The following is a 15,850-nucleotide window of genomic DNA, read 5'->3' as shown; positions in this document are numbered from 1 at the left end:
AACCCATACCTTGTCAGCCGAGGCAAGATCGGTATGCATTCCCACGCTGGAGCGGTGGGAACGAGGAAAGAAACTTTAGGAATGCTGGTTGCTCTTGTCGGGATTATCGACCTCTGGGGACGCAGAGCGTCCCGGGATGCATTCCCACGCAGAGCGTAGGAACGATGAATACTAAAAAACGACTACCTTTATGAAGGTATGAGGTGTGGCCAACGTGGCGGAGTACGCGGATTGCGTGGCCTCGAACCTCCAGGATTGCGCTTGCGCTCCATCCGAACTACGCGGTTAAACTTTCATTTGCCGGGGCGATGGCCGGACATTCATGAACGTTACTGAGAAAGTTCGCCAAAACGAACCCCTTATCTAATTTTTCGATATGAAAAACAATATCGGATCCGAAGCGGGTGCGGTTGCTCGACCGGCAGGCGTCGGTGGCAGGGATTGCCGCCATCGAGCCTACATGGACGTATTTACCCAGCACCTAAATTATCTTTATCTATGTAATCAATCATGGCCAATAGGCTATGGAATTTAGGTGCTGGGTTTACGGCGTCCTGTCGGGCGAGTGACCGCACCCAGCCGCCCCTCGCACTTTCATTTGCCGGGACGATGGCCATGCCCTCATGAACATTAGGCTGAAGACTTTTCAATAAGCGGCCCGCCCGAGTTACCATTGACATCGACCCAAAGATAAGGCAACCCCAAAGTCTCTAGCCAGGCAGGGCCTTGCTCTTCTCTCAGCATCGCAATGGTCGAAGCACTGCCCGAAACCACGCAAAAGTCGCCGACGACACTGACCGAGGCCAAAAAACGCACCGGCCACCCTGTTATAGGATTTAGAACATGGCCATAACGCTCACCTGCGATTTCTAAACAACGCTCGTAATCGCCGCTGCTCGCCAAGGCGCCGCCTGTCAAACCCAATAATTGCATGACCTCGCCTTTACGCCGAGGATGCGCGATGCCGATTTGCCAAGGCGAACCGTCCGGACGGGGTCCGACGATTTTAATATCGCCGCCAAGATTGACCAGACCATGCTCGATGCCGGCCTGCTGGCATAACCCGGCGGCGCGATCCACTGCATACTCTTTGACGATTCCGCCGAAATCAAGCTCCATACCGAACACAGAAAAACTTAATTTCGGCGGCTGCCAGCCGATCTTATGCCAACCGACTTTATCCAATAGCGATTGAATTTGCCCCTCATCCGGCAAGATATTCCGGTCGAAACGCCAAGCCTTGCGCAAGATACCGGAACTGATATCAAACAAGCCGTCACTTTGTTCGTAGCAGGTTTGTGCGTAATTCAACAAGCCGGCCGTTTCGTCATCGACACTTATCGATCCCGCCCGAGCGGCGGCACGGTTTATTTCGGATAAGAAACTATCCGAACGGTAACGCGAATATAAACGCTCCAAACGCTGCACATCGGCGATGACAATATTCGCTGCCTGTTGGGCGGACTGCCGCGAGCGAGCAAACAACTGTATCTCGCAGGGCGTCCCCATGGCTTTGAAGTTGAAACGAAAATATTGTAGAGATGTTTTTTTCAAATCGAAGTTCAGTGGGCGTGGCAATAGAGCAGGACTTAATTGCCGTATACCCATCGCAGATCAAAATTCGGCCCCATTTTGATCTACGATGGGCAGAATTAAAACATATAACTCCACGTTGCAAACAGAGAGCCCTTACGTTCTAATTGAAAACCGTTGACATCTTCATGGACGGGCTGCAGCCATTCAACACTTAAATGATTACCGGAAAATTCACCGCCCGGCACTACGACATTCAAACCGAAGCCGACATCCCAAAAGCGACCGCCATAGTTTCGCGGGTCATCCAATGTGGACCCTGTCGGATTGACGTTATCGCAAGGCTCGGAAGCATTAGAATAGTTTACCGAGCAATTACCCGCTATCGGATTGAATCGACCGCTGATCGACCCTTCGGTCGTATAAACACCACGCACGGAACCGGACAGCCAATTGAAAATACTATAGCTACCCCAAGCGCTAGCTTGAAACATATTACCCAGCGCATATCCGGATGAGTTTTGATTCTGCATACGGACAGTTCCGCTGGCTTGCGCGCCCCACGATAACTTGTCGTACTGGCCGAGATAAGTCAAACTCGGTAAAAAATCCCAAGTCCCGCTACCGAGTTGCATTTGGTAATGAATAAAACCGCCGTCTTGCGTATGTTGACGATTGAGCTTAATGTCGGTATCGCCGGTCGGCGCGCTAAATCCAATCCCTAAATTCACATGGTGACCGCGATGCTTAAACAGCTTAAACATACCGAACATCAAGGTATCGCCAATACCCCCGGCCTCATGTCCGCCATGCAAGTGGTCTGCCCCTACGTTAACCGGCGGATTAATACCGGTCAATGGCCGTTGATTCATACTCATATCCATAAACATCGGCATCACCATGATATTAAACCAATCGGTCGGCGCATACATTAGATCGATCATATGCATATGCATGTCATGAAAGGTCGGCACCGTTCGATAACCGTTGGCGACCATTGACGTATCGCCAGCTTTACCGGTTCGATTCAGCATATTGCCGGTTTCCCGTAAATACTGATACACATACCCCACCATGAAGTCGCCTTCCTGATTAAGCATGTGCCCCCCGGTACACATCAAGCCGGCCGGCATGAGAGGTTCGTGCTCGGTCATATTATGGTGATGATGACTATGATCATCGGTCAAACTGCGTCCCAAATCGGAAAAATTAACATTGAGCTCGGCATTCGCGACGAGAAAGTTAAAATCGGCATAAGCCGGCTCGCCTCCACCGCCGATTTTCCAATCGCCGCGATGCATGTAATATTCCACGGAAGCATCGAGTCTGACACCCTTAGTGAATTGCTTACTGACCGTCACACCGCCACTCAGCGCGCCAAAGCCGGAAAGCCTGTGATCGCTGGAAAAGGTTTGTGTCGGTAGCTTGCTGTTATCGCGGGAATCCCTTGCGTTGCCAGGATCATCAGACGGACCGGCTATCAAGAAAGGCGTATAGAAATCGGCTTCGCTTTGGGAATAGTAACGCACCCGAGGCGTGACCGACCAGCCCAAGCCCAAAGGCTGCACCCAATCGGCATCGAAGGTATGCGCATTGATACCCCAATCGTCGAAATAAAACCGGTAATCGAAATGCAGCGCCGCATCGAGCGGATTGATATATTGCACCCAGCCTGTATCGAAACTCCATTGATTGCGTAATTCCGGCCGCTGCTCCAAAAAGGCCTTCGATTGACCCACATATCGTACATCGGCGGGGCAATCCAAGCCAAAATCGCATTGTCCCGACACATTGGAGTCGATAAAAATCGCCGTGACGGCTTTATATGGGTTGCTCAAATAACCGGTACTGCGGGTGTAGCTAGCACCGAATTTAGCCAACGCGCTTTTGGTGACAATTTGCGTCAAGCCTAAATTGACCGTCCAATCCTCGCGTTTGCCGCGCAGCACATTTTGACCGAACGGAACGGCTTCGAGCTTTGCGTATCGGGGCTGTAACCCAGGCAACGCGCCATCATAGGCGCTGGTATTGATATAATTTTGCGCGTCATGGTTAAGCAGCGCCGAGGTCGAGCTGTTCGCATAGCTCAAGCCTCCGCTGACCGTAGTCGTTTTTTGATTGAAATCGAGCGTCATGCCCAAATTGGCAAAGCGCGACTCATAATCGTTTTCGATCGATAATCCGCCGCCCGCGCTGACCGTGGCCTCATCCCATTCATAAGTCAGGTTGAAACTGCCTTCCTTGCGAACTTCCGGAGAGGCAACCGACATCGTATGAACATTTCTTTCATCGACACCGAGACTACGCACTTGAAAAGTGTCCCTATCCAGCTTAGTGCGTATCGGCCTCAACTGAGAGTCAAAAAAGACTCTACCCGCAGCCGACCCGCCCGTATTTAAAAACGGCGAAGCCCCTGCCATCGTCGCGCCGGAACCAAACGCGACATTGCCTTGACGGGTAGCCGGTGCGGTACTCACCGGCGTGGCGCCGGACCAGGTATCTTGTACATACTTGAAAGCGAATTTGATACGGTCGGCCAGTCTAATATTTGCGGTCGTTTGCAGGCTATCGACAGTTATCGGTTTGAATTGGCTTCTATTGAGAACAACCTCACCATCCAAATTGGTCACTTCGCCCAAATCGCGTCGGCTTTCTTCATAACGACCGTACTGAAAAGTAAACTCATTGTCTTGCGCCGCCGGAGCCAGTCCAGGCAAAATCAATGCCGCGGCCGTCAATGCTTGTAAACTGGTTCGCGCCGGCTTGTCATCGTCCTTGACAGATTTGGATTCGTCAATAACAGCCACAACCGCCTCCAGTTGCAGAACTACCCGCTCCTGCCGCTTCGCGGCTACCGTAATTGTGTCCGCGCAAATCGTTTAGCAACGGATGGCGATCCAATGCCATTTGCGGCTTGGCCAGAGTGCCTCGCTCCCACGGCTCGACCGTCGCACAGCCCTGCAATGCGAAACCCCATATGAAAAAATACCAAGGTATTAATTTAGTCAATACATTCATGATTTAGTGTTCTTATTATTTTTTATACCCATCGCACTCAAACTCCGGCATTGACCTACAGAGGAGCAGAGCCTTTGCTGAGGACCCCGGTGCCAAATCTTGATCTACGGAGGATATATGCTCCAATCCTAAGCGCTTATTCCATCAAAACCTGTTCGACCGCCTTTCTAAACTCTAAAGCCTCACCGGAGCGAAATCCAAGATGCACTTTTCTAACGATACCGTTCCGGTCGATTAGATAAGAAGACGGCATAGCTTTGACAGCATACTGTTGAGCACACTGCTGATTAACGTCGTCGACAACTGAAAATTGCGCAGGATTTTGCGCCAAAAAATCCTTGGCATCTTGCAAATCCTCGTCGAGATTGACAGCAACCACCTCAAGGCCTTGATCTTTGAGTTCGCGTTGCATTTGCGACATGAAAGGAAACGATTGCCGACAAGGAACACACCAAGAAGCCCAAAAATCGAGATATACGACTTTTCCTTCAAGCTCCTGCCAGGAAATTGGCGGGTTACCTTGCATTGCCGCCAATTGACATTGCGGGGCCGGTTGGCCAGTTAAGTCGGCATTAGCAGAATTAAAAAAAACCAGCGAAGAAAAACCGGCTGCCAATGCTATCAATTTTTTACGAGACATTATTTATTCGTTAGTTATGGGAACAAGTTTTCAGTTTTGTGTTTTTATACTGAACTATAGTCATCGCATTTCAAGTTTTAAAATTTATGTATGGATGTATACCCGCCGTAGCTAAAATTCGGCGCCAGGGTGTCCGGTCCCTCACCTAGCCCAGCTTTAACAAGTGTAGTACCTACCGCCTATGCTATTGAAATATAATAATTAAAAATCATGCCAAATTTAACTTTGTAGTACCATAAAATTAATTATCACATCTTATTCAATAACCTATTGACGCGCAATGTTAAGGCTGGGCTAGCTTTAGGTGAGGGACCGGACACCCAGGCGCCTCCTCTGGCACTGCCGAAATTTGAAGTGCGAAAGGTATAGTCCATTTTTGAGTCAATACCAAACAATGAAACATGCAATAACAGGACCATTTTACCCGCACCATTGTCATTTGTTTGTTATATTTAAACTCTACACTGAACTCGGCTTGATTACTCCCTTATATACTTAAAAACTACTCCCTTTTGATTAAAAAACCGTCTAAGAATAAAAGGTATGGGATGTGTCTATCGAGAAACGCCGTAAACCCATCCATGGGGGCTTGGCGGCAGCTCCCTGCTGCCGACATCCTCGCTAGCCACACCCCATACCTTCATAAAGTTAACCATTTTTTGAGTATAAAGGGAGTAGCTGGCCTTAATAAAGGCCATGGAGGGTGACTGCCGACATTCTTACCTTCGCAGCATGAGCAATCTTTAAAAAATGCGGGATATCACACACAGCATGAGTTAAATAACACAGTTTAATTGCACGCACCCACTCTCCGCGCAACATCGAAAACGAGGCCCGCTAGCGAGTACCCTAAGCACCACGCGACATTACCGATAATCCAAGACAACAAAAAACAACCGAACTCCCTCCTAAAACCCGCCGCCTTCCTCCGGCCGGCTCAAAAGATACCGATAAATCTAACAAATAATCGCAAAAATAGCCCACCATCAACTCACCATGAAAACTAATACCATGATTTTGTTGCTTTATCTACAATTAACCATAAACTTAAATTCGGCAGTTAAACCATGAAGAACATGAAGTTCATGAAGGATTTCAAGAAATTACCTAAATCTTCTCGCTAACCTTTTTGGTGAGCGAAAGCTTGATTCATACGCGTAATAAGTTATTGAATTAACTTTCTATTCTTCATGATCTTCATGGTGAAATGCTTTTTCTAGGATAAACGTTCTACGATCAACATGGAGACTTGGCGCTAGCCGGTGCAGTTCGGTTACAACCGAGTCACCTTGACCCTATAAAAAACATTTGCGCACGACAGACACGAGATTTACATTAATATTCAATTAGTTATATTATCCAAGTGACTTACCTAATGTGTGATTCAAAAAATTCAGGTAGACCCATGATTACTTTCGTGATCTTGTGAATTGACAACCGAATTTAGGTTGACGACTTAATACCGTAAGTAAATGCGTGTTAATTTTATGTCATATAACATAGTTTAATTAAAAAGCAGGCATTTTCTCAATAAAAAAACTGAGCCTATCAGTAGAATATTCAATTATTATTTATTTTTGGCATGATTGTTGCTTATACTCTAATTCAAACCCATCTTTCTCGTCGAGAAAGCTGAAATGAAAATAATATCTCTCAATTAATCAACTAGAGGAAAGAAATGCCAAACATCACCATAAGAAAAGCACTCTTTGCCGGCCTAAGCCTAGCGTTTTGCGGATTGACCACAACCGCATACGCTCACACCGGAATCCAAAACCAGATCAACGACACGGGCACCACTTATAACAATATCGTCATCGGTCACACCTGCACACTCGCCAACGGAAGGAAAATACCAGTCACCGCACAAAGCGTGGTGTTTCCTACAGTCACCCCCTATTTTACCGTTGACGACGCACCAGTCGATATCAACTTGGAAGATTTCACGAACATATCGACCTTGACCAACTGGCCGCAGCTGATTCAGAATAACAATATATTCAAGCGTCAAAGCGAAAAAACAAACGCCAATGGAGACGTGATCGGATTCGAAAGCATCAACGGCAAACTCGACCCTAGTTTACATGGTTTAGTACCCTTCCGCACAGGCGGCATTAGCTTCAAAGAAGACACCACGGGCATAGTCGGACCAGCTTGTATACAAAGACTGCAAATAAAAGTCGCGATCGCCGATATTTGCAGAAACAAATTCCCTCCTGTCGAAGGAACGGCAAACACATGGATACCGAATACAACCCCTAAATTCACTACAGAAATGAATAATGCCACACCGACTCCTCGGAGCGGCGCGCCTGCGACACTAACGATTAACAACCCTAATTGCGCGGAAGGCGAAACCGTGGTTATGTGGCCGTCAGATCAAGACGTCGACGCCAATTTGCCTATACAAAGAAGATGGGGCAGATAACCAGTAACATACGCATAAGCTGGGCCTAGAAATAGCACAGCCACAAACACCCTTAGAGTGTTTGTGGCTTACTTTTTTCTCAAAAACCTAAGACATTTCATCGAGAATCGCACTTTATCATCACGAATAAACAATGAACAAAGCATAAACCGAACCAAGACCATCGACCTTGAGTTTTTGCGGACACTCAGCCCCTTACTTTCTGCTCGGTAAAAAATCCGCGCGGCACTACCGAATCATTCTCGCAAGCACTAAAATGACGGATTTTTCACTCCAACCTTCACTCATTTATTCATCAAACAAACAGAGGTATTGATTATCATGTATGTAAAATCTGTTTTTTTTGTCAAAACCGCTATTTTGACCGCCTACTTAGTCGGCAATATGACATGGGCTCATGACCTTACCGACAACCTTGAAAACCCAGCCGGAATAGAGAACGTCTATACCGTCACCTGCGCAAACAACTCCACCCGCATGGAGGCGCGGCTACGCGCGGTATTCGGACCAACCTTGGCCCTACACATAGAAAAAGACGGTCTTTCGAACGAAACAAGCACCCCTGCAAGCGGCTTTAGCCCGATGATTGCCATTCCGGGCGGCGGCGGCGCTTATACGGTAAGCATTAGAAAATTCGACGCCGGCACTTCCCTCTTCGCGCTTGAATACCATTGCCAAAATGAAACCGATCATACGGAGACTTCACGCTCGACCGTAAAAACCAACAGCCCTTTAAATGGAGGAGACACAACTCCCGATCTGAGCCTCTCTCTTGGATTATTGACCGAGTCCATTGTGAACGAAGGCGAAAACTTCTACGGCGGCATTGCGGTACACGACAGCTGTCAAGGCGGAACCGGCAACACCCGCGTCATGGGGCATAGCGTCTTATTTCCGACGCAAGAACCAAACTCTATCGTGACTCGCATCGATACGGAGGAAAACCTAACGTTAGGCAATGAATTGACCGTTAACAGCCTGGCAAATTTACCGCAACTCATTCAAAGCAACAGCCTCTTGGCCAGACAAAGCGAAAAAACGGATGCCAATGACAATGTCATCGGCTTCAATCATATCAGAACCCGAATCGCTCCAGGCTTGGAAGGCGTGATCCCTTTTCGTCTGGGACGCATTCAGTTTAAACCGGAATCGTGCGCTAAAAATCTCCTCATTCGGTTGGCCGTGGCCGAGATCTGCAAACGCAACGCATTCCCGCCACAACCGGGAACGGCTAATCTTTGGATTCCGAACACGACAGCACGCTTTAATGACAACACCGTTCACGGCCTCGGAGAGGCACCAACACTGACCGTCCAGCGTAATTTAACAGCCAACCCATTACCAGAAGCATGCGATCAAGGTTATGACGTACTGATTGAGCCTTCATCGCAAGACATTGACAATAACCTGCCGATTCCAAGATTTTGGAATTAATGCTTCAAATACCGATACATCGACGCCGAAGCCCAACACATCAACCGATTTGAACTGATGTAGCTTAGGCGCCTGATAACGATTATCACGGACGCAACGCCATGGACGGCAACCCTCCCTGCCTCGTTCTTGTTGGATGAGTCGCTTGGAAAACTCAACCAGCCCTTATATATCTTACGCGGCAATCGAGGGTTAAATTGGCGTATCCCCCCTCCTCGCCGAACGAGGTTTCTAAACGGCGTCTGCAACATTTTCAGCCATGATGGGTTTCCACCCATACGCATCAAGCTAAGGATTTCGTGATAAATAACGTCCTGGAACTATGAGCTTTGTTGAGGGAGTCTAAACAGCGTAGCCCGGATGGAGCATAGCGCAATCCGGGAAGCTCGGAGCCACGTCATTCCCGTATTCCGCTTCGCTGCATACGGGCTACGCGCTTTAATAGCAACTTTAGAAAGAGCAGACGTGGTGTGGCCGTTTTTAGCTTGATGCATGTGGGTTTCCACCCCGTCGGATGAGCATGGGAATGATAGATGCGTGAATATACCTTTCGCACTTCAAATTTCGGCAGTGCCTGAGGAGGCGCCAGCTCCATGCTGGCATAGAGCCTACAGGGATGTATTTACCCAGCACCTAAATTATCTATGTAATCAATCATGGCCAATAGGCTATGGAATTTAGGTGCTGGATTTAGGTGCTGGGTTTACGGCGTCCTTTGACGGACACCCCGGCGCCGAATTTTGATCTGCGATGGGTATAATTATCCAAATTTTGATTCACGACGGGTGTAACGCACTATAATAGTGCAAAAATAGCCCGTTGGACCGACTCATATACTCGGCATTCCCAATCAATTTGCAATTAGGCCGTTACAATAGCCCCCCTCATTCCCGGCATAACGCCGAATATAGTGCTTTGGCGCTCGCCTCAACGCTTCCTTTATAAAACTGGCAGCAATATTGCTTAATTTAAATTGAATTTGGAATTGTGGGATTACGAGGTAATCTGTTCTGGATTCCTTTTCAAAGGGTCATGTTATTTTCGATTTACTCTTATTCAAGGGGATTATCATGAAAAAAGTTGCCGTTCGACAAATGACAAAAAGTGAAGACCGAAGCGGTTCGATCAAGATGGTAGTGTTACAGCTTGTTTCCGTCACTGTATTGGTCGCCATTCAATTAATGTAGCTTTTTGTTTGGCCTATGGCGCAACAAGCCGGCCTTTACCGAAAACATCGGTTTTTTGGCTAATCGACCGGTTCGAAGCGCTTAACTTTAAACTTTCAAACCCTTCCCACATGCCTGTGAAACCAGGTATCCACGGCCATGGACGGCCTGCCAAGCGGTTCAATCGGTTTGAGCATCAGCTTCATTTTTAGCAGATTCTTTTTCGGCAGTTTCTTCGTCATTCTCGGCTGATGCAAAGGTTTCAATTGCGCGCCTTAACCAACTATATACCCGCTTGACCATCATGGATTCATCAGCGCTAATGCTAACTTGCCGATAATGCGTATTGTCTTTTGCCGCCAAACGTCTTTTCGCAGCGCTAACGTCCATATTCGGCATCTCACGACTAACCAATAGATCGAGTAACGGGAGTTCGGCCTCCCTAATCCATTCCATAGTTCTAGCGGATATATTACGAGTCACCGGAACATCGATTATCGCTAATGCTTTAATATCGTCTTGCAAAGCATTTTGAGCCTGCAAAGCCATTAATGCCCCCATTCCATGACCGACGATCACGATATTTTCATATTCCTTTTTCTCCAAAAAATTTACCGCAGCTCGCAAACGGTCCGTCGCCTCGGCAAACAAAGCAAAATAATCTTCCGCCTCGGCCCACGGCTCTCTTAACGGCATCTGAAGCGCTAACGTCGACCAACGATGTTTCGGCAATTCGGTTCTAAGCCCATGAATCAATGGCTTTCTATCCGGATGCGCACCTTTATCGTGCAATATAATTGCCGCTTCTTTGATATCCGGATATTCGGTCTCGGTATAGATACTTAAAAACTTTCGGTCATTCGCTTGTAGCCAAACGATTTCACCGATATTCAAAGTTGCGGCGATTCGTTCGGCGTAATCGGCCTCGCGGACGACATCGGTTGCACCACAAACAAAGCTCCCGAATCCACCAATCAATACCAACCAGTATTTCAGCCTATTCACCGCTTAATGACTCATTTGCCAATCATCGGGAAACCATTTGCGTTTTTCGGTAACGCGATTTGATCGCCATCGCCAAATCGTGAACCGCCATCGCATAGTAAGAACTTTGGTTATAGCGAGTTATGACATAGAAGTTGGGATGACCAATCCAGTAATCATCGCCAATAGATTTTCTCAGTAATATTAAATGCAGCGGCCCCTCGCATTGGCAATAGCGCGCCGGAATCACTCCTGCTTGCTTGAATTGAGGCAGCGTATATTGATGATTGACACCGGTTTCAAGCGTATGAGCTTGCGCACCGTTCAGTTTAGCGGGCGTCACAACCGGTTGCCCCGATTGCCAACCGTGTTGCGCGAAATAATTGGCCACGCTGCCGATAGCATCTTCAGGATTCCATAAATCCTTGCGCCCATTCCCGTTAAAATCGACAGCCCATTTTAGAAAACTGGTCGGCATAAACTGTCCCAAGCCCATCGCGCCGGCAAACGAACCGACCGGCTTGGACGGATCGAAACCTTCCTTGCCGGCCATGATCAGAAAATTTTCGAGTTCGCCGCGAAAATAGTCGCCGCGCCGCTTATAGTCGAATGCTAATGTCGTCAACGCATCGATGATACGGTGATTGCCGATATAACCGCCATAGGAGGTTTCAACGCCGAGAATTCCTAAAATATATTCCGCCGGAACGCCGTATTTATCCTCCGCGCGTCGCAAAGTCTCGCCATGTTTCATCCAAAACGAAACACCACTGTTGATATGGCGTTCGTCCAAAAACTGCGCGCGATAACGCGTCCAACCGCCTGGCGCCGGCTTCGTACTCGTTTTTGCGGCTTGATCCGATTTATGCAAATAATCCAAGGTCCATTGTTTTCGTTTAGCCTGTGAAAATAAGCCGTTTAAATAATCCCGGCTGAAACCATGCTTTTGAACCATGCCATCGATGAAACGGTGCAAATCGCTATATCCCGCATAGTCTCCGGAAACCGACGCGGCGCGATAGAGACCGATTTGTTTTGGCCGCAAGGGTTTAGCAACCGGTTTGGCGACAACCGGAACGGACGCCTGATCGGCAGATTTTTGAAACGGCGGGTGCTGCTGAGCCGTTGAGGAACATCCGGTTAGCATGAAAATAACGACGGCTATTTTTTTATACATCTTAGGTTACCTGGCGGAAAAACTCGATTCGAAGATCTATACCCATCGCAGATCAAAATTCGGCGCCGGGGTGTCCGTCAAAGGACGCCGTGAATACATCCCTGTAGGCTCTATGCCAGCTCCATGCTGGCAAAGCCTTTGCCGCACACCCCGGCGCCTCCTCTGGCACTGCCGAAATTTGAAGTGCGAAAGGTATATTATAGGGTCCTTAAATCCAAATTAAGAGTTAAAAATTTATTCCAATCCACAATAGAGCGCTTAGCCTACGCTACATTAAAACAACCGATGCCTTTCTGCGATTTGCCGAAGAAAAACATAACATCCTAAGGCCGCTAGTAAATGCTTAAGAGTATGCCCACTAATACCATATGACCAATGGTAGACAGGACTATCCGCGACCTCAAAAGCCTTCGCGACACCATATAAACCAAAAAAAATCCAATAGGCCCATCCATGGGTAAAACGGGGTTTATACAGCATCAGTATCAACGGCAGCAACAGTAACGGCAAGAATTGAACTAGACCGTATAAACGTAAATCGCCACGGCCTTGCAACTCGCTATAGTCCCAGTAAAAAACGGAAGCCAACCCGGTCAATAGTAGCGGATACAGTAACTTCGACGCGACTTCTTCAGATATATATTCGCCGACAATCACCGAAAAAAATGACATAAAAGACAAGGTCATCGGCAATCTATCCCAAATCAACGTGCGATTATTCGGGTCCAGATGATAATAAATCGAACCGATTCCCACTAAAGCCACGCCGCTAAAAAACAGCATATAAGACGGCAAGATGACATCGACGATTTTAGAGCGATCGACGGACAAAAGTGTCTTAACGCCGAGCACCCCTACCAAGATAAAAGGCAAGTTGGACACGACATTGAAAAAATGTTTAATGCCAAGCTCTTCTCTTTGATCGGCAAACTCATGATAAAACCGATCTTGGGGAATTGCCGGAAAAAAAAACATCACGATCACAGCGACCAAAGCGATGGCTATTAGCATAGAAGCTCGATAGTCGAGATTATTTTTCATCATCCAGCATCCTTCAAGAATTGCAAAAAGAATAATCATAGCCGTTCATTATTGAACGCTATATCAAGAAGCTATGGAGACTCCTGATAAACAACCACCCTATTTCGTCCACTATGCTTGGCTCGATACATCGCCTTATCGGCCGCTTCGATCATCGCAGGATAACTTTTATACTCCGGAGAATATACGGCCAATCCGACACTGACAGTCAGTTCATGATCATGAAACCGCTCGCTCATCACCTTGCCGCGCCGTTCGATTTCACCTCGTATTCTCTCGGCGTAACCCAATGCGCCGGCTTGATCGGTATTACGCAACACAAATAAAAATTCTTCGCCACCGTAGCGGCCGATCAAATCGCCCGGGCGCGTCATGCTCCGTAAGATATCCGCGACGATCTTCAAAACATCGTCACCCGCCTGATGACCGCACACATCATTAAAATGCTTAAACCGATCGACATCGATAAATCCTACCGCGATTTTGGTTAATACCTGCGGTTCGCTTTCGAAAAGACGCGCCAAAAACTCATTTATTACACGCTTGTTAAATAATTGCGTCAACGGGTCGATCTGAGACTCCTTTCTTGCCAGGGTATACTGCTTGGCATTCATCAACGCGATACCCAGCTCATTAACGATCGGCAACATTTCACCGAGAACCTTTTCATCCATTCCTCGTCCGCTTAACGAATTATCGGCATAGAGCACACCGACCAACTTGTTATGTCGCAAGACAGGCAGTGCGATAAACTCATCGACTTTGATCCTATGAAGCATCTGTCGATCGAGATTATCTTCCTTTCTTATCAAGACCGGTTTTTTGTTACGCAGACAATCCAATAGCTTACCGGTGACTTCACCGATTGGAATTTCAAACGGTTGCAATTCATCTTCAAGAATCGACTCCGGCCACCAATGCGCAGCAATCAAGCCCCGACGTTTCGGGTCGATATTTAACATTATGACTCGATCGAAACCGAAATCGCTTTGAATCGCCTCTAAAGTCCAAGGTAAAAATTCTTCCGGATCGAGACTCCGGTGAGGGATCGTTAATATTGAACCGTTCGAGGCGACTCCGGCATTGCCTCCATTCGATTTTTCATGCCGGGTTTTGTTGCCGATAACGCTGAGTTTAATCGTTGCCTGGACCAGTGTCGCTCTAAGTTTATGAATATTAGGAAATGAAATACCGTAAAACTCTCGGGTATTGGCCATTTCCCGGTCGACATGTTCAAGTAACTGCTCCAAATTCAACTTATCGATATCGATGATCTTTAAGACTTCTGCTTGTAAATCCGGACTACAAATTTTTTCGCTGGACCCCACACCTTGAACCCATGCAATATAATTAGCGAATGAAATAATCGCGGTCTCGGTTTTAAATTGAGCATACGGGGAGTCGACGGGCGGCATTTCGTGATGAAAGCCGATCATTGCGGTAATCGCAGGCGGTAAGTTCCAAGTCGCGCAGAAAACCAAACCGATTTCGGTATGCGTTAAGCCGAAAAAAGTTTTCTCGCTTTCCATCAGCGACCGATCGCTTTTATCGTATGCCGTTAAATAATCGCTATACGACACACGTCCATAACTTTCTAATACGACTTTGCCGACATCGTGCAACAAACCGCCTGTGTAGATCATGTCCGGATCGGGATGTTTCAAGGTTACGGCAATCGCCTTACTCATCGATGCGACGAATAAACAATGCTGCCAAAAAAACATCTGATTGAACGATTGCTTCGATTTATGCCGGATTAGCCGATTATAAAATAACTGATCCAAGGCGGCCTGCCTAACGGCTGAAAACCCGAGCATATTGACCGCATGCTTGATCGAAGTGATTTTTTTAGGCAAACAAAATGCCGCCGAATTAACAATCCTTAGTACTTTAGCCGCCAACGCCGGCTCCGTCTCGATTACCTTCGATAGATCTTTTACCCGGGTGTTTTCATCGTTGGTAAGTTTAAGCAATTTGATCGCCGCAGCCGGAATTAACTGCAAATGCCTAACTTCCTTTTTTAAAACCGCGCGCGCCGCCTTAGCAATCCCGGCGGGATAGCCAAGCAAATCTTCGTTTGCTGAAGCGGTATTGTTATCCATAATGTGGCTGCTTATATCGATTATCGTTAAAAATTGCAGAATGCACAGGTAGATTATGTGAAAAATGACAAGCCGGCAATGCGCAATTACCCACATCCTCTACACTAGAACATAAAGCTTCAATAGTTTTAACACCTTCTTTTCATTCTAACGTTCGTGAAAACCTAGCTATCGCGCCGGCAAATGAAAGTTCTCTGTCGGGAGGGCGCGATCTCTTGAGCGACTCGGAAGCGCCTACCCAGGGTCTAACCGACAGAATTAGGATAAAGGTTATATGATTTTCAAGTAGATATTTGAGAACTATGAAACGTATCAAGCAATTGTCCA

10 protein-coding genes are annotated in these 15,850 nt (G+C 47.3%); 2 read left to right on the top strand and 8 right to left on the bottom strand.

The genetic code is table 11. From position 1 onward, the window contains the following. Nucleotides 1–630: 630 nt before the first annotated feature. The 4 genes from WJM45_RS04430 to WJM45_RS04415 form a co-directional block, all read right to left on the bottom strand. The gene (locus WJM45_RS04430; RefSeq protein ID WP_341327779.1) at nt 631–1,554 is read right to left on the bottom strand and encodes an FAD:protein FMN transferase; all 924 of its coding nucleotides are present in this window, start codon (nt 1,552–1,554) and stop codon (nt 631–633) included. A gap of 98 nt (nt 1,555–1,652) precedes the next feature. Beyond that, a complete protein-coding gene (locus tag WJM45_RS04425) occupies nt 1,653–4,340 on the bottom strand; it encodes a DUF3570 domain-containing protein (protein WP_341327778.1) in 2,688 nt (895 codons plus the stop codon). Beyond that, on the bottom strand, nt 4,327–4,551 hold the full coding sequence (locus tag WJM45_RS04420) for a DUF4266 domain-containing protein (protein ID WP_083877869.1): 225 nt from the start codon (nt 4,549–4,551) through the stop codon (nt 4,327–4,329). The genes WJM45_RS04425 and WJM45_RS04420 overlap by 14 nt, the downstream gene beginning before the upstream one ends. A 136-nt stretch (nt 4,552–4,687) precedes the next feature. Continuing rightward, nucleotides 4,688–5,191 (bottom strand): TlpA disulfide reductase family protein, encoded by a 504-nt coding sequence (locus WJM45_RS04415; protein WP_341327777.1) that lies wholly within the window; start codon nt 5,189–5,191, stop codon nt 4,688–4,690. A gap of 1,678 nt (nt 5,192–6,869) precedes the next feature. Between WJM45_RS04415 and WJM45_RS04410 the strand changes: the two genes are divergently transcribed. Beyond that, nucleotides 6,870–7,619 carry a hypothetical protein gene (locus WJM45_RS04410; protein WP_341327776.1) on the top strand — a complete coding sequence of 250 codons (750 nt, stop codon included), beginning with the start codon at nt 6,870–6,872 and terminating at the stop codon, nt 7,617–7,619. A gap of 321 nt (nt 7,620–7,940) precedes the next feature. Then, nucleotides 7,941–9,053 (top strand): hypothetical protein, encoded by a 1,113-nt coding sequence (locus WJM45_RS04405; protein ID WP_341327775.1) that lies wholly within the window; start codon nt 7,941–7,943, stop codon nt 9,051–9,053. A 1,346-nt stretch (nt 9,054–10,399) separates the two neighbouring features. Here the strand turns inward: WJM45_RS04405 and WJM45_RS04400 are convergent. The 4 genes from WJM45_RS04400 to WJM45_RS04385 form a co-directional block, all read right to left on the bottom strand. Further along, nucleotides 10,400–11,224, bottom strand: coding sequence for a DUF3530 family protein (locus tag WJM45_RS04400; protein ID WP_341327774.1), 825 nt, complete (start codon nt 11,222–11,224; stop codon nt 10,400–10,402). A 22-nt stretch (nt 11,225–11,246) separates the two neighbouring features. Next, nucleotides 11,247–12,380 (bottom strand): lytic murein transglycosylase B, encoded by a 1,134-nt coding sequence (mltB, locus tag WJM45_RS04395; RefSeq protein WP_341327773.1) that lies wholly within the window; start codon nt 12,378–12,380, stop codon nt 11,247–11,249. A gap of 273 nt (nt 12,381–12,653) precedes the next feature. Further along, nucleotides 12,654–13,424, bottom strand: a complete 771-nt coding sequence (locus tag WJM45_RS04390; protein ID WP_341327772.1) for a ceramidase domain-containing protein — start codon at nt 13,422–13,424, stop codon at nt 12,654–12,656. A 68-nt stretch (nt 13,425–13,492) separates the two neighbouring features. Continuing rightward, the gene (locus tag WJM45_RS04385; protein ID WP_341327771.1) at nt 13,493–15,523 is read right to left on the bottom strand and encodes an HDOD domain-containing protein; all 2,031 of its coding nucleotides are present in this window, start codon (nt 15,521–15,523) and stop codon (nt 13,493–13,495) included. Between the last annotated feature and the right edge of the window lie 327 nt (nt 15,524–15,850).

The sequence above is a fragment of the Methylotuvimicrobium sp. KM2 genome (assembly GCF_038051925.1).
GTDB lineage: Bacteria > Pseudomonadota > Gammaproteobacteria > Methylococcales > Methylomonadaceae > Methylotuvimicrobium.
Note: the sequence above shows the minus strand (reverse complement) of the source record. Positions and strands in the feature narration are given on the sequence as shown.